Source organism: Micromonospora sp. DH14 (assembly GCF_029809455.1).
Lineage (GTDB): Bacteria > Actinomycetota > Actinomycetes > Mycobacteriales > Micromonosporaceae > Micromonospora > Micromonospora parva.
In genome coordinates this window covers 136,907-156,884 of record NZ_JARVKT010000003.1, presented here as the reverse complement: position 1 = coordinate 156,884, position 19,978 = coordinate 136,907, and the positions used below count along the sequence as shown (strand labels likewise).

Sequence of the window (19,978 nt, the reverse complement as noted above, 5' to 3'; positions counted from 1 at the left end):
ACCGGCCTTTCTCCCCGCGGTTGCCTGATCACCTCCGGAGATTGGCACTCCTGGGCCGACGGGGGATCTGCAGAACGACGTATGTCGGCCACCTGCAACCTTTAGTCGCAAAGTCGACGCGAGGAGTACCACAAGCGGCAGGCAGCCGTAGAACGGTGTGGGGCCCTGTGATTAGGCTGCGTGGCATGGCCAGCGATGTGGACACCGCACCGCTCGTGGGCCGGGCCGAGCTGGTGCAGACGGTTCGGTCCGCGTTGCTCGGTGACGGCGCGCACGGGCAGACCGCTGCGGTCTTCCTGACCGGCGAGAGCGGTGTGGGAAAGACCCGGCTGTTGGGTGACATCGGCGACCGCCTGCGGGAGCGGGGTGCCGTGGTGCTCACCGGCAGCTGCCTGGACATCGGCGACGCCTCACCGCTGCACCCGCTGTTGCAGGCGCTGCGCCGGTTCGACACCGAGGTGTCCGCCTCGCCCGCCCGCACCTCCTCGGCGGTGCGGGGGCTGCTGCAGATGTTCGCCGACGAGACCGCCGGCCCGGACGGCGCGGGCGCGTTGCTGGAGCGGGTCTCCCGCGGCCTGCACCTGATCGCCGAGGGCCGGCCGCTGGTGCTGATCCTGGACGACCTGCAGTGGGTCGACCGCAGCACCCGTCAGCTCCTGCTCTACCTGCTCGCCGGCCTGGGTGATCTCCAGTTGTCGGTGCTGGCCGCGGTGCGGGCCGAGTCGTTGCAGGGCGCGCACCCGCTGCGTCGGGTGCTCACCGAGCTGCGTCGGCTGCGTACGGTGCGGGTGCTCGACCTGGCGCCGCTGGGCCGGGCCGACACCGAGACGCTCGCCGCGGCGGTGGTCGGCCGGACGCTGAGCGCCGACGCGGCCGAGCAGGTGTGGCAGCGCAGCGGCGGCAACCCGTTCGTCATCGAGGAACTGGCCCGCGACCTGCGCGACGGCCGCGACGGCCTGTCCGAGACACTGCGGGAGATCTTCCTCGACCGCGTCGACGCGTTGCCCCAGCACGCGCACGCCGTGGTGCACGCGGTGGCCGCCGGTGTCGAGCCGGTGCAGCACTGGCTGTTGGCCGAGGTGCTGCGGATGCCGGAGGACGAGCTGATCGCTGCGGCTCGCGCGGCTGTGGCGCACCGGCTCCTGGTCGGCGCCGACGACGGTTACCGGCTGCGGCACCGCCTCGTCGCCGAGGTGTTGGCCCACGAGCTGCTGCCGGCCGAGCGCTCCGGGCTGCACCGCCGCTACGCCGAGGCGCTGACCACGGCGCCGGGCGAGCTGCACCAGGCCCGGCTGGCGCACCACTGGCGGCTGGCCGGCGAACCGGCGCGCGCCCTGCCGGCGGCGGTGGCCGCCGCGCAGGAGGCCGAACGGCTACATGGTTACGCCGAGGCGCACCGGCACTGGTCCGCGGCGTTGCAGTTGGCCGCCGAGCCGGGCCCGTCGACGGTGGACCGGGTCGAGTTGCTGGAGAACGCCGCCGAGGCGGCCCACCACTGTGGGGAGCACGCCCGCGCGTTGGCCCTGCTGGAGGAGTTGGTCGCGCTGCGCGGTGGCGAGCCGAGCTGCGCGCTGCACATCCGCCGTGCCCGTTACCTGGCCGCCGCCGGTCGCTCCGCGTTGGCCGAGGAGGAGTACCAGCGGGCGCTGAAGGCCGAAGACTGCTCCCCCCGGGACCGGGCCACCGCCGCCGCCCGGCTGGCCGAGCTGCTGCTGCACCTGGGTCGGTACGCCGACGCCGGCGAGCGGGCCCGCGAGGCGCTGGCGTTGGCCGAGAACGTGGCGGGCTCGACCACCGAGGTGGTGCTGGCCAGTTCGGCGTTGGGCTTCAGCGACGCCTTCCTGGAAGACCCGGACGCCGGCCTGGCGGTCATGCGTGACGCCCTCGACACCGCCGAGCGCGCCGGTCAGCCGGAGGATGTGGCCTGCGCGTACCTGCATCTGGCGGAGCTGTTGACCGGGCCGCTGAACATCCTCGAAGAGGGTGTGGTGGTGGCCCGTCGGGGTGCCGAACGGGTGGCCGAGCTGGGGCTGGGCCGCACCTGGGGCACCCGGCTGCTGGCCATCGCCATCAACGGGCTGTTCCGGGTGGGCCAGTGGGCCGAGGCGGAGAAGGTGGTGGCCGTAGCGCTGCGACACCGACCGTCCGGTGCGGACGCTGTGGAGCTGCTGCTGGCCCGGTGCCGGCTCTCGGTGGGCTACGGCGACATCGAGGCCGCCGGTCGGGACCTCGACGCGGTGGCGACCCTGCTCGCCGGCGGCGGGGCGCGGCACGTCATTCCGCTGCTCACCCTGCGCTCCGGGCTGGCCATGTGGGAGGGCCGGCACGACGTGGCGCGGCAGGCCGTGCAGCGCGGCCTCACCGAGAGCCGTTCCGACGACGTGATGATCCTCTCCGCGTTGGTCTGGCACGGCCTGCGCGCCGAGGCGGAGGCACACGCCAGCCGCACCGTGGAGGTGGACCCGACGGCGGTGCGCCGGCTGCGCGACGTGGCCGACCGGATGGCCCGCAAGAGCGCCGGCGCCGCCCGGCCGGTGCGCTCGGTGGTGGAGGGCTTCCTGGCGTTGTGCGCCGCCGAGGTGAGCCGCCTCGACGGCAGCGACCCGGAGCTGTGGGCGGTGTCGGCCGCCGAGTGGGATCGACGCAATCACCCCTATCCGGCGGCCTACTCGCGGCTGCGGCAGGCCGAGGCGCTGCTGGCCCGCCGCAGCCGGCTGGCCACCGCCGGCAAGCTCCTGCGGGAGGCGTACCGGGTGGCGCAGGGGTTGGGTGCGGTGCCGTTGACCTCGGAGATCCGCGAGTTGGCCGGACGGGCCCGGGTGCCGCTGGACGAGCGCGACACCGGCGCCGGTACGCGCAGCGCACCGGCGGAGGCGTCCGACGACGAGTTGACGGCGCTCACCGCACGGGAGCGGGAGGTGCTCGCCCTGGTCGCGGAAGGGTTGACCAACAAGGAGATCGGGCAGCGGCTGTTCATCAGCGAGCGGACGATCGGCGTGCACGTGTCGCACATCTTCGACAAGCTCCAGGTCCGGACCCGGGTGCAGGCCAGCGCGATCCAGCTGCGCAACCAACGGGGCTGACCGACCACTACGACGTATCCCGGCGCGCGTGTGCGCGCCGGGATACGTCGTTCTACTGATCCGGCGGGCCGGTGTCGGCTGAGAGGCTGAGCCGCGTCGACGACGGCACGGGGGATGCCGCCGACCACCATGGAGGAGAAATGATCGAACCGGTCTGGGGGCCCGTGCACCGGGACATCGTCGACCTGCTCGCCGACCACCCCGCGGACGTGCCGGCCGTGGTCGATCATCTGACCAAGCTGCAGGACATGCTGGTCCGGCTGCCGCCGTTGGAGGCCAGTTGCCCCCTGGCCGACTTCAACAAGCTCTACCTGACGATCACCAGCAGCGTGTTGGACGGGCTGTACGACGACCGCTTCATCGACCCGGTCTTCCTCTCCCGGCTCGACGTCGAGTTCGCCGCCCGCTACTTCGACGCGATGCGGCTGTGGACCGACTCCAGCCCCGGCACCCCGAAGGCGTGGTCGTGCCTGTTCGAGCGGATGCGGGGGCCGGACGCCCGCCCGCTGCCCTCGGCGGCGGCCGGGGTGAACGCGCACATCAACTTCGACCTGCCGTTCGCCCTGGTGACCACGTTCGACCACCTGGAGTCGGAGCCGGTCGACGGCAGCGACCAGCACCACGACTACCTCGAGATCAACAACATCTTCGCGGACAAGATCCCCGGCCTGCGTCGTGGCTACCTGGAGCGGTGGCAGCTGCTCATCGACATGCTCAACGGTGAGATCGACGACTGGTACCAGGGGGAACTGGTCGAGTACACGCGCGATGTCGCCTGGCGCAACGCGCAGAAGATCTGGCGGTGCCGGCACGACCCGCAGGCCCGCGAGTGTGAGCGCACGCGGTTGGACGACAACGCCGCGGCGCTCGGCCGGTTGCTGCTCTCGCCCCTCGGGGCGTTCCTGCAGTAGCCGGGACGGGGGGCTCCCGCGCTCCGCCCCGTGGGGGGCGGCGGAGCGCGGGAGCGCGTCCCACCAGTTCCGCCCCGCGTGGCCACCCGAGGTCGGGTCGGTCACGGGAGGGGACAGCCGGTCGGCCCGGGGGGTGTCGACCGTCTGCCACCGTCGGCCGGCCCGGGGGGTGTCGGCCGGCGGTGGGGGAACGCCGGGTGGGGGCGCGTCGACGACGTGCGAATCCGGGGGTGTCGGCGGGCTCGGATCGGGTACGCCCGCGCCATGACCGTCCTGGCCCGGCGTCGGCCCGCCGCCCGCCCCCGGCCCGCGCGGCCCGGCCCGCTGCGGCCGGGCGGCCCGGTGTCGCGACCCACCGCGCGGCCCGGCGCCCGATGACCGGCGTCGCGGCGCGGTTTCCGTTCCGCTTCGATGCGGCGTTCCGGCCGATGCTGGCCCTGCTGGGGGTCCGTCCGGCGACGGCCTGGGTCGCCGTCAGCGAACGGGACCTGATGATCCGGTACGGGCCGTGGCGGCTGCGGACCGCCCGGGACAACGTCGTCGCCGTCGAGCTGAGCGGGCCGTACCGCTGGTGGCGGGCGATCGGCCCGCACCTGTCGCTGGCCGACGGCGGTGCGACCTTCGGCAGCAGCACGGTCGGCGGGATCTGTCTGCGCTTCGGCGTACCGGTGCCGGCGTTGCTGCCCGGCGGGCGGCTGCGGCACCCGGCGGCCACGGTGACCGTCACCGACCCACCCGCGCTGGCCCGGATGCTCGCCGTCGCGGACCTGTCCTGAGCAGGCCGAACAGGTGGCCGGTTCCGCCGACCGGGCGCCGGGGCAGCGCCTACCGTCGGATCAGGACCTGTGAGGGTGGGACTGGCGATGGGTGACGAGCACCGGGCTAAACCACGACGCTGGAACGGCCGCCGGCATGCCCCGACCGGGCCGGACCCGGCACTGCGGGCGGCCCGCGACCCGGCCCGCCCGCACCGGGGCGGCCGGCAGGGTGTCGTGGTGCCCGAACGTGTGGCCACCCCGGCCCGCTCACTGTCGCCGACCAGCCCGTTGCGCCGGTGGCTCTTCCAGCACCAGGTGCAGCCGCCCGGCCCCGAGGCGATCGAGGGGCAGAGCCGTCGGCACGCCTGGTGGCAGGTGATGTGCCTGACCGGCGTGGACTACTTCTCCACGTTGTCGTACCTGCCGGGCATCGCGGCGGTGGCAGCCGGTGCGCTCTCCCCGTTGGCGACCCTGTTGATCGTCGTGCTCACCCTGTTCGGCATGCTGCCGATGTACCGGCGGGTGGCCCAGGAGAGCCCGCACGGTCAGGGTTCGGTGGCGATGCTGGAGCGGTTGTTGCCGTTCTGGCGGGGCAAGATCTTCGTCCTGGTGCTGCTCGGCTTCGTGGCCACCTCCTGGATCATCACGATCACCCTCTCCTCGGCCGACGCCACCGTGCACCTGTTGGAGAACCCGTACCTGCCGGACACGGTGCACGGGTCCCTGGTGCCGGTCGTGGTCACCGTGGTGCTGCTGCTGATCCTCGGCGGGGTGTTCCTGCTCGGATTCCGCGAGGCGGTGGTGGTGGCGATCCCGCTGGTCGCGGTCTTCCTGGTGCTCAACGCGGTGATCGTCGTGGTCGCGGTGGCCCGGATCGCCGCCGACCCGGGCATCGTGTCGGACTGGACGGCCGCGATCACCACGACCGGCGGGGGACCGGGCCACGTGCTGCTCACCGCGGTGCTGGCGTTCCCGCTGCTGGTGCTGGGGCTCTCCGGTTTCGAGACCGGGGTCAGCATGATGCCCCTGGTCGCGGCGGATGGTCCGGACCAGCAGGCCCGGCTCGCCGCCCGGATCCGCAACACGCGCCGACTGCTCACCACCGCCGCGTTGATCATGTCGGTGTACCTGATCTCGACGACCTTCGTGACCACGGCGCTCATCCCGAAGCAGGAGTTCGCGCCGGGCGGCGCCGCGAACGGGCGGGCGCTGGCCTTCCTGGCGCACACCTACCTGGGTGAGGTGTTCGGCAGTGTCTACGACGTGAGCAGTGTGCTCATCCTCTGGTTCGCCGGGGCGTCGGCGATGGCCGGCTTGATCAACATCGTGCCGCGCTACCTGCCGTCGTACGGGATGGCGCCGGAGTGGGCGCGGGCGGTGCGCCCCGTGGTGATCGTCTACACCGTCGTCAGCGTCGCCATCACGATCGCCTTCCGCGCCGACGTCAACGCCCAGGCCGGCGCGTACGCCACCGGGATCCTGGCGATGATGGTCTCCGGGGCGGTGGCGGTGACGATCTCCGCGGCCCGTCGCCACCGGCGCGCCTCGGCCATCGGCTTCACCGTGCTGACCCTGGTGCTGCTGTACGCGCTGCTGGAGAACGTCATCGAACAGCCGGACGGGATCACGATCTCCGCGCTGTTCATCCTCGGCATCATCGCGGTCTCGTTGGTCTCCCGGGTCACCCGGACCACCGAGCTGCGGGCCGAGCGGATCGAGTTCGACGAACCGGCCCGTCGGTTCGTCACCGAGTCGCTGGCGCACGACGGGCAGCTGCACCTGATCGCGAACAAGCGGCAGAAGGGGTCGGTGAAGGAGTACACGATCAAGGAGCGGGCGCAGCGCGGGATGAATCCGGTCCCCGGCGCCGCGGACGTGCTGTTCCTGGAGATCGACGTGGTGGATCCGTCGGACTTCAGCCAGGTGCTGCGCGTCCACGGGATCGAGGTGGGCGGCTTCCGGGTGTTGCGGGCCAACAGTCCGGCCGCGCCCAACGCGATCGCCGCGATCCTGCTGGCCCTGCGGGACGCCACCGGGGTCCGGCCGCACGCGCACTTCGAGTGGTCGGAGGGGAGCCCCATCGCGCACCTGGCGCGCTACCTCATCCTGGGTCGGGGGGACACCCCGCCGGTGGTGCGGGAGATCATCCGTCGGACCGAACGGGACCCGCTGCGCCGGCCCGGCATCCACGTCGGTGGGTGACGTCGATGCCGGTTTGCCGGTATTGAAGATGAAAGAGGGCACTATTCACGTTCACACCTTCCTGTCCGTATTACGGACCTATCGTGACGTTTGGTGGTCGGCGAGCATGTCGAGCCCTCCGCGCCCGGATCGGCGCGGTCACGTCAGGTAGGCAGGAAGGTAGGCACCGTTGATGTCCACGTACCGAGAGGGAGACCGCGCGAGACGACCCAGACGGCGGTCCCGATGGTTCTTAGCCGGCGGTTTACTGGCGGGGAGCCTGGTCGTGGGCGTGGCCGGAGCGGCTGCCGCCGCCGACCGCGCCCACACCCTCCCAGGTCTGGCCCGACTGACCCCGGCGGCCGACGACGACCGCCGTGACGGCGACCGGCGGGCGGCGCAGCAGGACCAGGACGGCCCGGAACAGGACCGACCGAGCACCCCGGGCACCGGCAAGCGGGGCGTCGTGTCGGTGCCCTGCGACGCCGCGAAGCTGGTCGCGGCGCTGGTGACGGCCAACGCCGAGGGCGGCGGCGAACTCCGGCTCGCGCCCAAGTGCCGCTACACCCTCACCGAGGCGTTCCACGAGACCGATCAGTACGACGGCGGGATCCGCGACGCCCGGGAGGCGGCGGACGCGGCGGAGACCCCCGGTGACGCCGAGGCGCCGCCGCACAACCCGGCCGACGACACCGCCGGACTGCCGGTGATCTACCAGGCCATCACGATCGACGGCGCGGGCGCCACCATCGCCCGTGACGCCCAGGCCGCCCCGTTCCGTTTCTTCACCGTCCGCGACGGCGGCGAGCTGACCCTGCGGGACATGGAACTGCACAACGGCCGCTCGGCCATCGAGGGTGGCAGTGTGCACGTGGTGCACGGCGCCACCGCCGTGGTGGAACGGGTCACCGTCTCGCAGAGCACCTCGCTGTCGCCCGAGGGCGGCGGTGGCGGCATCTTCAACGACGGCAACATGGTGGTCACCGACTCCACGTTCGTCGGCAACAGCGCCTCGGGCGCCGCGGGCAAGGGCGGGGGCCTGCTCAACGGTGGTGTCCTGACGCTGAAGCGTTCCGAGTTCCACCGCAACAGCGCCAACGGCTACGGCGGCGGGCTCGGCAACTACCGGGGTGCCGCCGACGTGGAGAGCGTCTCCTTCACCCAGAACAGCGCCACCCAGGGGGGCGGGCTGGCCAGCTTCTCGGCCCGCACGAAGGTCTCCGACACCGAGCTGCTGAACAACACCGCGCAGGTCGGCGGCGGCGCCGCCAACTCCGACGCGGTGCTGGTGATGCGCACGATGACCATCCGGGGCAACACGTCCACCGTCAACGGCGGCGGCATCTCGACGGTGAAGGGCCTGACGCCGCTCGACGACAGCGTGGTCGAGGGCAACACCACCCACGGCCTGGGTGCCGGCATCTACGCCGAGAAGGCGAACCTGCTGGTACGGGGCAGCGACGTGGTCCGCAACGAGGCCGTCGGCGCGGCGTCGCAGGGTGGCGGCATCTACGCCAGCGCGGGCTCGGTGGCGATCTACACCAGCAAGGTCACCCACAACGCGTCGACGCTGAAGCCCGGTGGTGTCTTCGGCATGCACGCCCAGGTCAAGATCGACGATGAGAGCGTGGTCGTCGAGAACGAGCCGACCAACTGCGAGGGCAGCCAGGTGCCGATCGCGCACTGCTTCCGCTGAACGTCGACCCGCGCACCTCATCCCGAGAACGCGGACGAGCCGCTCCGATGATCGGTCGGGGCGGCTCGCCCGTGCCCGCCCCGGTCGATCGCCGCCGCCGACGTCACCCCGCCGCCTGCCGGGGTCACCCCATCGCGCGTAGCCGGCCGGCGAGATCGCCGGCGAAGAAGTCGAGGAAGCCGTCCGGGTCGGGGCCGGCGTTCTGCAGGACGATGTGGTCGAAGCCGGCGTCGACGTACGACCGGACCTTGGCGACGTGCGGTTCCGGGTCCGGGCCGACGGCGAAGAGCTGCCGGATGTGCTTCTCCTCGACGTACGCGCTCGCCGCGTCGAAGTTGACCGGGTTCGGCAGCTCGCTCATCACCTTCCAGCCGGTCACCATCCACCGGCTCGTCTGCAATACCGCCTGCACCGCCTGCCGCTCGTCGGTGGCCCAGGCCAGGGGCACCTCGGCGTAGCGGGGGCCGGCACCCTGCGCGCGTCGGTAGTGTTCGACGATCGACGCGTCCGCTTCGGTGGCGAACAGGCCGTCGCCCAACTCGGCGGCGAGCCGCGCCGACGCCTCACCGCTGGCCGCCACCGCGATCACGGGCGGGGTGTCCGGCAGGTCGAAGACCCGGGCGTCCTCCAGGTGCAGGTGCCGTCCCTCGTACGACTGGTAGCCGCCCTGCCAGAGCAGCCGGATGATTTTCAGCGCCTCGCGTAGCCGCTCGTGTCGGCCCCGCACGCTGGGGAAGCCCTGCCCGACCACGTGCTCGTTGAGCCGCTCGCCAGCGCCCACTCCCAGGGTGAACCGGCCGTCGGAGACCAGTGCCATGGTCGCCGCGGCCTGGGCGATGATCGCCGGGTGGTAGCGGACGGTCGGGCAGGTGACACCGGTGGCCAGACGCAGGGTGCTGGTCCTGGCCGCGATGGCGCCGAGCACGCTCCAGGTGAAGGACGAGTGCCCCTGCGCGTCCAGCCAGGGGTGGAAGTGGTCGCTCATCTCGACGAAGTCGAAGCCGGCCCGCTCGGCCAGGACGGCCTGTCGGATGATCTCCTGTGGGCCGTACCCCTCCGAGGCCAACTTGTAGCCGATCTGCATGCGCGCTCCCGATGTCCGTCCGGCTGGCAGGGCTCCCTTCCCGGCCGGGGCACCGGCAAACGCCGCACGACACCTGCGAACCAGCCTCCTAGGATGCCCTACGGGGTGTGACGGCTCCGCGCCACGACACACCACACCCGGCCGCCCGCGTCGACGGCCCCGCCCCGAAACGCGTCAGCCCGTGCCCCCAGGGCGGGGGCACGGGCTGACGGGCGTCTGTCCTACTTGGAAGGCTCGGGCAGCTTGCAGTCGACCTTCGGGTTGGCGCCGATGTAGTTCAGCGGCCCGGCCACGATCGTGACCAGGATGGTGCCGGCCTCGGCGCAGTTGGTGTCGTCGCCGCTGTAGTAGCCGCGCTGGCCAGCGGCGATGGCGCCGATCACCAACCAGATCACGACGATGACTCCGAGAATCGAGGTGCCGCGCATCGCTGCCTCCTGAGGTATGTGGTGGATCTGAGGTGCAGCGGTTGTACCCAATCGGGTCGCGCCGCTAACTGTTGCGTGCTAAGGCCCCTGCGGCGGATCCTCCGTCCGGCCGATGCCGTCCGCCGATGCGTACCGCCCGGGCATCCGCCGCCCGCACCGGGTAGCGCCTGTCGGCTATCGGATCGACGACCGACCTCGCCGCGATCGGGCTGAGTGGACGTAGAACTGCCTCACGGCCCCGCCGAGGAGGACTCATGGACGCCCCGACACCGCCCCTGTACATCGACCGCCCCGAGGACGTCGCGGTCGCGGCCCGCGCGCTCGCTGGCGGCGCGATCGTCGCGGCGGCGTTCGCCAACTTCTACGTCATCGTCAGCCGTCCGGACGCGGCCACCGTGCGCCGGGTCAACCTGGCCAAGGGGCGACCGGCCCATCAGGTCGGCAGCATCACCACAGCGATCGGCCGGATCCCGGGGATGTTCGACTGGACGCGGATCTCGCCCCGGCTGCCGGTCGGTCGGGTGCGCGCGCTGATGGACGCCCTCTACGGGGCCGGACCGTTCGGCTTCCGCGGGCCGGCCGCCGACCGGCTCCCCGACCACCTCACCCAGGTCGACCAGGGGATGCGGACCACCCAGGTGATCGCACCGGGGCTGACCTGCCCGTCCAACGCCCTCTTCGAGCGGGCGCTCGCCGAGACCGGCACCGATCACCTCTACATCACCTCGGCGAACCGGTCGCGGCATCTGACCGGCGCGGCGGAGGAACCGGCGCACTGGAAGGCGGACGCCCTGGCCGCCGACTTCGCCCACCTCGACGATCTGGTGGTGCTCGTGCACCGGGACGAGGCCGCCGCCCGTGCCGCGTACCCGGGTTACCTCACCACCTCGGTCACCCTGCTCTCGTTCCACGCACCGGAGGGTGATCTCGAAGAACCGCCGGTGCTCACGGTGGACCGGCACGGGTCGCTGCACCTGGACGACGTGCGCCGCGCCGCCGCGCCGCTGGGCCTGCAGGTGCGTCTGGCGGGCACCGCCCGGCAACGGTTGCAGGTCCGGGGGTACGCGGGGGCGCTGGTGTGAGCCGTCGCCGGTGACGCCCGCGGCCCGGCCGGCGTCAGTGCGGCGGTGAGGGGGCCTCCGGTGGCTTGCCGTGGCTGCGCCGGAAGTCCGCGTAGGCCACGCCGACCAGCACCAGCAGCCCGCCGAGCGAGGCGAACACCGGCGGCAGGTACAGCAGGGCGGGCGCGACGGTCAGCAGCGCCAGCACCCCACCGGGTCGGGACCAGGACACCCGGCTGAACACCTCGTACTCGAAGGAGGCCCGGCCGGCCAGGAAGAGCGCCGGGCCGCCGAGGATCACCGCGAGCCAGGCCGGCGGCGTCCGTCCGGTCGGTTCGTGCAGCACCAGGTGGAACCCGGACGCCGTGGTGACCACGCCGGCGATCATCAACAGATGGGTGTACGGCGCGCTGAACAGGAACCTGCTGGGGGAGCGGGCCGTCTGGATGGCGGTCGGCAGCAGTTCGCCGGACTTGTGCACGTAGATCCGCCAGAGCAGCAGCGTGGTCAGGAACGCCACAGCGAACGCGCCGATGTTCTCGGCCTCGTTGTGCTCCATGCTGACCATGGTGCCGATGGTCAGGATGGCGTCGCCGAGCGCGATGATGAAGAACTGCTGGTAGCGCTCGGAGAGATGTTCCGCCGTGACGTTGCGTTGCTGCTCCGGGACCACCCCCAGCCCCGGCACCGGGTACGCGAGCCGGAAGCCGAGGTAGTCGATGGCGAGCGCGGTGGCCCAGCACGCGATCCGGGCGTCCCCGCTGACGAAAGCGCCGATGAGCCACGGGATCGCCGACACCACGAACCACAGGAAGATGCGGGCCGCCCGCCGTTGGGTCTGTGGTTCGCGGCGTACCGCTGGCATCAGGAACAGGCCACGCCCCAGGTGGATCGCCACGTACGTGCCGGCGAAGACGATCCCTCGATTGTTGAACGCCTCCGGGATCGCCGTGGTCATCAGCAGCGCGCCGAACATCACGGCGGTGATCAGTAGCTTGATCTCGGTGCGTTCGGGGTTGTACATGTCGGTGACGAGCGTGGTGATCGCCCAGGTCCACCAGACGGCGGCCAGCATGATCAGCGCCTCGGCGGCGCGGTGCCAGTCGAGCTGGTCGACCATGCCCCGCGAGATGAGCGCGAGCGCGACCACGTACACCAGGTCGAAGAAGAGTTCGAGGAGGGTGACCCGGCGCGGTCCCTCCGGGTCGCGCACCGGTGGACCGCTGGCCCGTGGTGACCCGGGTTCCGGCGCGGGGAGGTGCACGGGATTCTCCTGCGGAACCGTTCGACTCGATGGACCTGTGGGTCCGCCTCAACGGACGGTAACGAGCGGGCGAGGGCACTGTCGCGCGTTCGCCCGCCCGTCCCCCGACCGGGTTGATCGACTCGGGCTCCCGGGTGTCGGGGTGGTCAGCCCGGTTCCGGGGATGTCGCGGCGGTGGCCTGCCCGCGGGGGGCGGCGAGGGCGTCGACCAGGCGGCGGGCCGAGCCGGCCAGGTTCCATCGTTGGGCGAGTTCGAGCAGCCGGTCCGGGTCGGCCGGCGCGCTCGGCAGTGCGGTGGGCAGCTGCGGCAGGGGCACGTCCAGGGCGACCCGGACCACTGTCGGCGCGACGCCCAGGTAGTCGCGTGCCGCGACCAGCTTGGCGCGCAGGCCGGGCGCGAAGGACGAGTCGGAGTCGTCGAGCGCGGCCAGGATGCCGGCGATGCTGCCGTAGCGCTCGATCAGTCGGGCGGCGGTCTTCTCGCCGACGCCGGCCACTCCGGGTAGTCCGTCGCTCGGGTCGCCGCGCAGCGCGGCGAAGTCGGCGTACCGGTCGGCCGGTACGCCGTAGCGGGCCCGCACCGCGGCGTCGTCGCAGTCGTCGAGTTTGGCCACGCCGCGCCCGACGTAGAGCAGCCGGACCTCTCGGGCGTCGTCGACGAGCTGGAACAGGTCCCGGTCTCCGGAGACCACCTCGACCGGGCCGGGTTGGGTCACCGAGAGGGTGCCGAGCACGTCGTCGGCCTCGTAGCCGGTGGCGCCGACCGCGGTGATGCCGACCGCGGTGAGGACCTCCAGGATCATCGGGACCTGCGGGGAGAGGGTGTCCGGAACGATCTCGCCGCCCTGCGGGGCGACCCGGTGCGCCTTGTACGACGGCAGCAGGTCGACGCGCCACGCCGGACGCCAGTCGTGGTCCAGGGCGCAGACCATCCGGTCGGCGCCGCGCACCCGGATCAGGGTGGCGAGCATGTCGAGGAAGCCGCGTACCGCGTTGACCGGGGTGCCGTCCTCGGCCTTGGCGGCGGACTCCGGAATGCCGAAGTAGGCCCGGAAGTAGAGGCTGGCTGCGTCGATCAGCAGGATCGGGGGTCGGTGTGCCACGCCGGACAGCCTGGCACAACCCACTGACGATCGGGGGTACGCCCGGCCGTTCGGTGGGGTCAGCGGCGCTCGTCGGGCTGGTAGACGGTCTCGCGGCGGGCCAGGTGCTGCACGATGTAGCTGGTCACCAGCAGCAGGATCGCGACCACCACCTCGATCCAGGCGGCGACGCCGTCGGCGACGGTGAGGCCGATGATCAGCAGGACCAGGCCGACGAGGGCGAGGACGCCGGCCCAGAGTTGGCGGCGGCGGCGTGTCGCGGCCTGGCTCGCCTGGTTCGCTGCCATGTCGGTCCTCCCGGTCGGGGAGTCCGGGCGGCTCCCCGCTTCCAGGCTAGGGCTCCCGGTGGCGTTCGATGAGGGAAACCGACGCGCGGGAGCGTGCCGGGCTCCCGGCCGTCGCCGCCCGGTCCGTTCCAATCCGGAACGAACTATAGTCGGGGTGGGACCAATGGAGGTGGCCGGTGCGGCGAGAGGATCTCGCCGATGCGGACTGCGGCATCGCGCAGGCGCTCGGCGTGCTGGGGGACTGGTGGACCTTCCTCATCGTTCGCGACGTCGCCGGTGGGACGACCCGCTTCGACGCGCTCCAACGGGAGTTGGGCGTCAGCCGGCGGGCGCTGACCGAACGCCTCGCCGCACTGGTCGAGCACCGTGTGCTGGAACGCAGAGCGTATTCGCACCACCCGCCCCGCTACGACTACCTACTCACCGCGCGGGGCGAGGGCCTGTTGCCGGTGCTGATCGCCATGCAGGACTGGGGGACGAGGTATCTCATGGGTGACGGTGACCTGACCGCTACCGCCGACGCCGGCTCGGCCGAGGCGCGCCGGGCACATGATCTGGTCGGTCGGCGGCTGCCCGAGATCGTCCTGCCCGACGCCGACGGGCAGCCGGTCGCGCTGGCCGCGACGGACACGTGGAGCGTCCTCTACCTGTTCCCGGGGGCGTACGCGCCGGGGACGCACGGCTACCCGCTCGGCTGGGCGGAGATTCCCGGTGCCCGGGGGTGCACGCTGGAGTCGACCACCTACGCCAGGCGTCACCCGGACTTCCAGGCCGCCGGTGTCCGGGTGTACGGCGTCAGCACCCAGCGGCCCGACCAGCTCGCCGCCTTCGCCGCGTACGCCGAGCTGCCGTTTCCCCTGCTGTCCGATGAGGATGGCCGGCTGGGGGCGGGGTTGCTGCTGCCGGTGTTCCGCGCGGGCGGGGTGAACCGGTTCAAGCGACTGACGTTGCTGGTCGACCCGACGGCGGTGGTGCGGGCGGTGCAGTTCCCGGTCACCGACCCGGCCGGCTCGGTGCAGGAGATGCTGACGGTGGTCCGTGAGCTCGCCGGGGCCCCCGACTGACGCGGTGGCGTCGATCGGGAGCCCCGGGGCAACAGCCTGCGGGCGTGGCGTCAGGCCGGCAGCGTCCAGCGTTGGTTGGCGCCGGCGAAGCAGTCCCAGATCTGCAACCGGGTGCCGTCGGCGGAGCTGTTGTCGGTGGCGTCGAGGCACTTGTTCGACTGCGGGTTGCGCAGCGTCCCGTTGGACTGCGCCTGCCAGACCTGAGCGCCGCTGCCGTTGCAGTCCCAGAGCTGGACCTTCGCGCCGTTGGCCGTGGAGCCGCTGGTGATGTCGGCGCACTTGCCGAGGGCCCGCAGCGTGCTGTCGCCGGCCACGGTCCAGGTCTGCGCGTTGGTGCCGTTGCAGCCCCAGAGCTGGATGGCGGTGCCGTTGGCGGTGCTCGCCGAGGCCACGTCGACGCACTTGCCGCCGATGCCGGTGATCCGGCCGGTACGACCGGTCGGTGGCGGGGTGGTGCCGCCCATGATGGTGTCGTACATGGCGCTGAGCAGTGAGGTCGAGCCGCTGGTGTCCTGCGACAGTTCCCAGTTCATGACGCCGCCGGCGTTTGCGAGGGCCCACTGGGTCTTGCGCTTGACCGTGGGGATGCCGTTCCAGCACTGCTGGCTGCCGCCGATGGTGGCGCAGTCCCGGTTGGCGTTCGCCGGGTCCAGTCCGACCAGGTACGAGTAGTTGTAGTAGACGGGGCGGCTGTAGAACGGGATGCCGAGGACGGCCTTGCTGGCCGGCAGTCCGCGGGCCTTCCACAGGTTGATGCTGTTGATCGACCAGTCGTAGTTGGCGTGCGGGCTGCCGCCGTCGTACGCCATGATGTTGAGCCAGTCGACCAGGGGGAAGACGGCGGTCTGGACGCCGTCGACGGAGTAGCCCTCGGAGACCACGGCGGCGGTGAGCAGCTTGCCGCGACTGCGCATCGCGCTGCTGAGCTGTGTCATGAGCGCGGTGTAGTTGTTCGCCGAGGCGCCCGGGTCCGGGTACTCCCAGTCCATGTCGACGCCGTCGAGGTTGTACTGGTTGACGAAGTTGACCAGGTTGTTGACGAAGGTGGTCCGGCTGGTGGAGTTGGCGGCGAGCGCCTCGAAGGCCGAGTCGTTGCCGTCGTTCCAGCCGCCGACGGCGATGGAGACCTTCACGTTGTTGGCGTGGGCCCGCGAGACGAGTGACGAGAGCCGGCCACCGTCGACCCCCTGCAGGCTGCCGTTGGAGTTGGGCAGGATGAAGGCGTAGTTGATGTGGGTGAGCTTGTTGTACTGGATGGTGTTGATGTCGCCGGCCCAGGAGGGCAGGTAGCCGACGCTCTTGAAGTTGTTCGGCAGCACCACGGCCTGCGCGGCGGTGGGGACGACGGTGAGGGTGGCGCCGGCCGTGGCCAGCGCGAGGAGGCCGGCGGCGAGGGCGCGGCGTAGTGGTGAGGACATCGGGGGCCTTCCCGTGGGCGGGGGACGACACCCGCCCACGCGGGGTGTCGCGGGCGGGGAGTGCGGGACGCAGGTACGGGTGGGCCTCGAGGCAGCCAAATCTTAAAGAGTGTTAACTGTCCGAGTCAATCAACACCGATGAATTTCCGGCCGAGCGGTGCCGATAGGGAGTTTGCCCAAACGACCGTTAAGCTGACGGGGTGGGAATCGACGAGCTGTATCCGCCCGATCGGCTGATCGCCGCGCAGCGCGCCACGGCCGCCGCCGGTCTGGACGCCCTGCTGCTCACCCCCGGCTCCGACCTGCGCTACCTGACCGGGTACGACGCCCACGCGGGGGAGCGGCTGACCTGCCTGGTGCTGCCCGCCGAGGGCGAGCCGACCCTGATCGTGCCGAGGCTGGAGCGTCCCGCGGCGGAGGCGGCCCCGAACACCGGGGTGCGCATCGTCGACCACGTCGACGGCAGCGACCCGTACCCCCTGGTCGTGGCCGCCCTCGACGGCCCGGTCGCGGCGGTCGGGCTCGCCGACCGGATGTGGGCCGAGCAGGTCCTCGGCCTGCGCGCGGCGCTGCCCGACGCCACGCAGCGCCTCGCCGGGGAGGTGCTGCGCGAGCTGCGGATCCGTAAGTCCCCGGCGGAGGTCGCGGCGCTCGCCGAGGCCGGCGCGGCGATCGACGAGGTGCACCTGCGGATGGGCGAGTGGCTGCGCCCCGGGCGCACCGAGGCCGAGGTCGGCACCGACATCGCCGCGGCGATCCGTGCCGCCGGGCACGTCAGCGTCGACTTCGTCATCGTGGCGGCCGGGCCGAACGGGGCCAGCCCGCACCACGGCACCTCCGACCGGCCGATCGGCGTCGGCGAGCCGGTGGTGGTCGACATCGGCGGCACGATGCCGTCGGGCTACCGCTCGGACTGCACCCGCACCTACCTGGTGGGTGGGCCGGCGCCGGCCGACTTCCTGGACTACTACGCGGTGCTGCGCGACGCCCAGCGCGCCGCCGTCGAGGCGGTGCGACCCGGAATCACCGGCGCGGCGGCCGACGCGGCGGCCCGGGAGCCGATCGCCGCCGCCGGCTACGGCCCCGCCTTCCTGCACCGCACCGGCCACGGCATCGGGCTCGACGGGCACGAGGAGCCGTACCTGGTGGCCGGCAACGACCGGGCGTTGGAAGCCGGCATGGCGTTCTCCATCGAACCGGGCATCTATCTGGCGGGCCGGCACGGCGCCCGCATCGAGGACATCGTCGTCTGCACAACGGACGGCGTGCAACGGCTCAACACCACCCCCACGGAGCTCATCGCGCTATGACTGTCGACCGGATCCTGCCCACCGACGAGGCCCACGACCTGCTGGGTCTCGCCACCGAGCTCGCCGACGGCGAGCTCGCGCCGAAGGCCGCGGCCTTCGAGGAACGCGCCGAGTTCCCCCGCGAGGTGCTGCGGACGCTGGGCCGCGCCGGCCTGCTCGGCCTGCCGTACCCCGAGGAGTACGGCGGCGCGGCGCAGCCGTACGAGGTGTACCTGCAGGTGTTGGAGATCCTGGCCAGCCGCTGGCTCGCCGTCGCCGAGGCGGTCAGCGTGCACACCCTGTCCTGCTATCCGGTGGCCGCGTTCGGCAGCGATGAGCAGCGCAAGTTGCTGCCGGACATGCTCGGTGGCGAGTTGCTGGGCGCGTACTGCCTCTCCGAGCCGCAGGGTGGCTCGGACGCGGCGGCGCTGAGCACCCGGGCCGAGCGCGACGGGGACGCGTACCTGGTCTCCGGCACCAAGGCGTGGATCACCCACGCCCGGACGGCCGACTTCTACAACGTCTTCTGCCGCACCGGCGGGCCCGGCCCGAAGGGGATCTCCTGCCTGGTCGTCGACGCGGGCACGCCCGGCATCACCCCGCAGGCGGCGGAGCGGACGATGGGGCTGCGTGCCTCTCCGGTGGCGCAGATCGCCTTCGACGAGGCGCGGGTGCCGGCGGACCGGCTGATCGGCGGCGAGGGGATGGGCTTCACCATCGCGATGTCCGCGCTGGACTCCGGTCGGCTGGGCATCGCGGCGTGCGCGGTCGGGCTGGCCCAGGCCGCCCTGGACTACGCGGTCTCCTACGCCCGGGAGCGGCAGCAGTTCGGGCGCTCCATCATCGACTTCCAGGGGCTGGGGTTCCTCCTCGCCGACGCGGCCACCCAGATCTCCGCCGCCCGCGCGCTGACCCTGGCAGCGGCCCGGCTGCGCGACGCCGGCCGCCCGTACGCGATCGAGGCGGCCAAGGCGAAGCTCTTCGCCACCGACATGGCGATGCGGGTGACCACCGACGCGGTGCAGGTGCTCGGCGGCGCGGGGTACGTGGCCGACCACCCGGTGGAGCGGTACATGCGCGAGGCGAAGGTGTTGCAGATCGTGGAGGGCACCAACCAGATCCAGCGGATGGTGATCTCCCGGGCCCTCGCGAAGGGCTGACGGAGGCGCCCGGTGGCGCGGTCGCGGTGGGTGTGTCACGGCCTGTCGCGGCCCGCCACCCGGGTACCGCGTCGCCGTGCGGCGATTTTCCCGGTAGGTTGCACGCCGTGGAGGAGATCGACCGCGCTATCGTCGCCGCGCTGACCGCCGACGGCCGTCTGTCGTACACCGACCTGGCCGAGCGGGTGGGGCTGTCGGTGTCCGCGGTGCACCAGCGGGTCCGCCGGCTGGAGCAGCGCGGAGTGATCAAGGGGTACGCCGCCCGGGTGTCGTTCGAGGCGTTGGATCTGCCGCTGACCGCGTTCGTGGCGATCCGGCCGTTCGATCCGTCGCAGCCGGACGACGCCCCGGAGCGGCTGGCCCACCTGCCGGAGATCGATTCGTGCTACTCGGTGGCGGGGGAGGACTTCTACCTGCTGCTGGTGCGGGTGGCCAGCCCCACCGACCTGGAGCGGGTGCTGCAGGAGATCCGCACCTCGGCGAACGTCACCACCCGCACGACAGTGGTGTTGTCCACGCCGTACGAGAACCGGCCGCCGAAGATCACCGCTGCGGCGCCGAGTCGGTCGCGGTCCCGGGCGCCGGAGGAGCCGGCTGGTTCCACCGCAGGATGACCTGCCGGCCGTGTTCGTGGCCGAGCGCGCTGACCGTGGCGGTGTCCAGGCGTAGCCGCCCACCGGTGGACGGGGGCATGCCGATCCAGCGGGCGCCGAGCACCCGCAGGCTGTGCGCGTGCCCGACCAGCGCGACGGTGCCCCGGTCGAGCAGCGGGGTGACGCGGGCCAGCACCCGGTCGAGGCGTTCGCCCACCTGCGCGGGGGACTCCCCGCCGGGGAAGCCGTCGGTCCAGATGTTCCAGTGCGGATCGTCGTCGTGGATGTCGGCGGTGGTGCGGCCCTCGTACTCGCCGTAGTTCCACTCGCTGAGGTCCTCGTCGACGCTGTCGACGGTGAGCCCGGCCAGCTGCGCGGTGCGCAGCGCCCGGGAGCGGGGGCTGGCCAGCACGGTGACGAAGCGCCGGGGGGCCAGGAACGCCGCGAGGGTGCGGGCCTGTCGCTCGCCGTCGGGGGTCAGCTCCAGGTCGGTGTACGAGGTGTGCCGGTGGCTGGCGCTCCAGGTGGTCTCGCCGTGCCGGATCAGCAGGAGCTCTCCCATGCGGCCAGTTAACCATCGCGGGACTGCCCCGACAGT

17 protein-coding genes are annotated in these 19,978 nt (G+C 72.2%); 10 read left to right on the top strand and 7 right to left on the bottom strand.

Annotation, left to right across the window (positions count from 1 at the left end; translation table 11 throughout):
• Positions 1–185: 185 nt before the first annotated feature.
• The 5 genes from QCZ28_RS06635 (at position 186) to QCZ28_RS06615 (ending at position 8,629) form a co-directional block, all read left to right on the top strand.
• Entirely contained in the window at positions 186–3,083 is a 2,898-nt protein-coding gene (locus QCZ28_RS06635) for a LuxR family transcriptional regulator (protein ID WP_279515702.1), read from the top strand.
• A 140-nt stretch (positions 3,084–3,223) separates the two neighbouring features.
• Positions 3,224–3,994, top strand: a complete 771-nt coding sequence (locus QCZ28_RS06630; RefSeq protein WP_279515701.1) for a DUF5995 family protein — start codon at positions 3,224–3,226, stop codon at positions 3,992–3,994.
• A gap of 374 nt (positions 3,995–4,368) precedes the next feature.
• Positions 4,369–4,770 carry a hypothetical protein gene (locus QCZ28_RS06625; protein WP_279515700.1) on the top strand — a complete coding sequence of 134 codons (402 nt, stop codon included), beginning with the start codon at positions 4,369–4,371 and terminating at the stop codon, positions 4,768–4,770.
• 87 nt (positions 4,771–4,857) lie between these two features.
• Positions 4,858–6,954: an amino acid transporter gene (locus tag QCZ28_RS06620; protein WP_279515699.1), complete on the top strand. Its 2,097-nt coding sequence runs from the start codon at positions 4,858–4,860 to the stop codon at positions 6,952–6,954.
• Positions 6,955–7,126: 172 nt separating this feature from the next.
• Positions 7,127–8,629 carry a hypothetical protein gene (locus QCZ28_RS06615; protein WP_279515698.1) on the top strand — a complete coding sequence of 501 codons (1,503 nt, stop codon included), beginning with the start codon at positions 7,127–7,129 and terminating at the stop codon, positions 8,627–8,629.
• 124 nt (positions 8,630–8,753) lie between these two features.
• Here the strand turns inward: QCZ28_RS06615 and QCZ28_RS06610 are convergent, their stop codons facing one another.
• On the bottom strand, positions 8,754–9,713 hold the full coding sequence (locus QCZ28_RS06610; protein ID WP_279515697.1) for a TIGR03557 family F420-dependent LLM class oxidoreductase: 960 nt from the start codon (positions 9,711–9,713) through the stop codon (positions 8,754–8,756).
• A gap of 221 nt (positions 9,714–9,934) precedes the next feature.
• The gene (locus QCZ28_RS06605; protein ID WP_030327576.1) at positions 9,935–10,141 is read right to left on the bottom strand and encodes a hypothetical protein; all 207 of its coding nucleotides are present in this window, start codon (positions 10,139–10,141) and stop codon (positions 9,935–9,937) included.
• A gap of 254 nt (positions 10,142–10,395) precedes the next feature.
• Here QCZ28_RS06605 and QCZ28_RS06600 point away from each other — a divergent pair, with 254 nt between their 5' ends.
• On the top strand, positions 10,396–11,223 hold the full coding sequence (locus QCZ28_RS06600; protein WP_279515696.1) for a hypothetical protein: 828 nt from the start codon (positions 10,396–10,398) through the stop codon (positions 11,221–11,223).
• Positions 11,224–11,257: 34 nt separating this feature from the next.
• Here QCZ28_RS06600 and QCZ28_RS06595 read toward each other — a convergent pair whose 3' ends face one another.
• From QCZ28_RS06595 to QCZ28_RS06585, 3 genes are all read right to left on the bottom strand, one after another.
• Positions 11,258–12,415: a low temperature requirement protein A gene (locus tag QCZ28_RS06595; protein ID WP_279515695.1), complete on the bottom strand. Its 1,158-nt coding sequence runs from the start codon at positions 12,413–12,415 to the stop codon at positions 11,258–11,260.
• A 197-nt stretch (positions 12,416–12,612) separates the two neighbouring features.
• Complete coding sequence (locus QCZ28_RS06590; protein WP_279515694.1) at positions 12,613–13,569, bottom strand: 5'-3' exonuclease; 957 nt, start codon at positions 13,567–13,569, stop codon at positions 12,613–12,615.
• A 59-nt stretch (positions 13,570–13,628) separates the two neighbouring features.
• Positions 13,629–13,856 carry a hypothetical protein gene (locus tag QCZ28_RS06585; protein ID WP_279515693.1) on the bottom strand — a complete coding sequence of 76 codons (228 nt, stop codon included), beginning with the start codon at positions 13,854–13,856 and terminating at the stop codon, positions 13,629–13,631.
• A 176-nt stretch (positions 13,857–14,032) separates the two neighbouring features.
• On the opposite strand from QCZ28_RS06585, the gene QCZ28_RS06580 reads away from it, so the two are divergent.
• Entirely contained in the window at positions 14,033–14,920 is an 888-nt protein-coding gene (locus QCZ28_RS06580; protein ID WP_279515692.1) for a winged helix-turn-helix transcriptional regulator, read from the top strand.
• A 50-nt stretch (positions 14,921–14,970) separates the two neighbouring features.
• On the opposite strand, the gene QCZ28_RS06575 is transcribed toward QCZ28_RS06580, so the two are convergent.
• Positions 14,971–16,338 (bottom strand): glycosyl hydrolase family 18 protein, encoded by a 1,368-nt coding sequence (locus tag QCZ28_RS06575; protein WP_279515691.1) that lies wholly within the window; start codon positions 16,336–16,338, stop codon positions 14,971–14,973.
• A 200-nt stretch (positions 16,339–16,538) separates the two neighbouring features.
• On the opposite strand from QCZ28_RS06575, the gene QCZ28_RS06570 reads away from it, so the two are divergent.
• The 3 genes from QCZ28_RS06570 to QCZ28_RS06560 all read left to right on the top strand — a co-directional run bounded on the left by QCZ28_RS06570 (position 16,539) and on the right by QCZ28_RS06560 (position 19,401).
• Positions 16,539–17,648, top strand: a complete 1,110-nt coding sequence (locus QCZ28_RS06570) for a Xaa-Pro peptidase family protein (protein WP_279515690.1) — start codon at positions 16,539–16,541, stop codon at positions 17,646–17,648.
• Positions 17,645–18,787, top strand: a complete 1,143-nt coding sequence (locus tag QCZ28_RS06565) for an acyl-CoA dehydrogenase family protein (protein WP_279515689.1) — start codon at positions 17,645–17,647, stop codon at positions 18,785–18,787. Before QCZ28_RS06570 ends, QCZ28_RS06565 begins: the two co-directional genes overlap by 4 nt.
• A gap of 107 nt (positions 18,788–18,894) precedes the next feature.
• On the top strand, positions 18,895–19,401 hold the full coding sequence (locus tag QCZ28_RS06560; protein ID WP_030327586.1) for an Lrp/AsnC family transcriptional regulator: 507 nt from the start codon (positions 18,895–18,897) through the stop codon (positions 19,399–19,401).
• On the opposite strand, the gene QCZ28_RS06555 is transcribed toward QCZ28_RS06560, so the two are convergent.
• Complete coding sequence (locus QCZ28_RS06555; RefSeq protein WP_279515688.1) at positions 19,331–19,942, bottom strand: histidine phosphatase family protein; 612 nt, start codon at positions 19,940–19,942, stop codon at positions 19,331–19,333. The genes QCZ28_RS06560 and QCZ28_RS06555 overlap by 71 nt on opposite strands.
• Positions 19,943–19,978 lie beyond the last annotated feature (36 nt).

Excerpts from the sequence above, each read along its gene's own strand:
- QCZ28_RS06605 (WP_030327576.1), bottom strand. The coding sequence starts at position 10,141 with ATGCGCGGCACCTCGATTCTCGGAGTCATCGTCGTGATCTGGTTGGTG.
- QCZ28_RS06555 (WP_279515688.1), bottom strand. The coding sequence starts at position 19,942 with ATGGGAGAGCTCCTGCTGATCCGGCACGGCGAGACCACCTGGAGCGCC.
- QCZ28_RS06615 (WP_279515698.1), top strand. The coding sequence starts at position 7,127 with ATGTCCACGTACCGAGAGGGAGACCGCGCGAGACGACCCAGACGGCGG.
- QCZ28_RS06620 (WP_279515699.1), top strand. The coding sequence starts at position 4,858 with ATGGGTGACGAGCACCGGGCTAAACCACGACGCTGGAACGGCCGCCGG.
- QCZ28_RS06630 (WP_279515701.1), top strand. The coding sequence starts at position 3,224 with ATGATCGAACCGGTCTGGGGGCCCGTGCACCGGGACATCGTCGACCTG.
- QCZ28_RS06625 (WP_279515700.1), top strand. The coding sequence starts at position 4,369 with ATGACCGGCGTCGCGGCGCGGTTTCCGTTCCGCTTCGATGCGGCGTTC.
- QCZ28_RS06635 (WP_279515702.1), top strand. The coding sequence starts at position 186 with ATGGCCAGCGATGTGGACACCGCACCGCTCGTGGGCCGGGCCGAGCTG.
- QCZ28_RS06600 (WP_279515696.1), top strand. The coding sequence starts at position 10,396 with ATGGACGCCCCGACACCGCCCCTGTACATCGACCGCCCCGAGGACGTC.
- QCZ28_RS06585 (WP_279515693.1), bottom strand. The coding sequence starts at position 13,856 with ATGGCAGCGAACCAGGCGAGCCAGGCCGCGACACGCCGCCGCCGCCAA.
- QCZ28_RS06575 (WP_279515691.1), bottom strand. The coding sequence starts at position 16,338 with ATGTCCTCACCACTACGCCGCGCCCTCGCCGCCGGCCTCCTCGCGCTG.
- QCZ28_RS06610 (WP_279515697.1), bottom strand. The coding sequence starts at position 9,713 with ATGCAGATCGGCTACAAGTTGGCCTCGGAGGGGTACGGCCCACAGGAG.
- QCZ28_RS06565 (WP_279515689.1), top strand. The coding sequence starts at position 17,645 with ATGACTGTCGACCGGATCCTGCCCACCGACGAGGCCCACGACCTGCTG.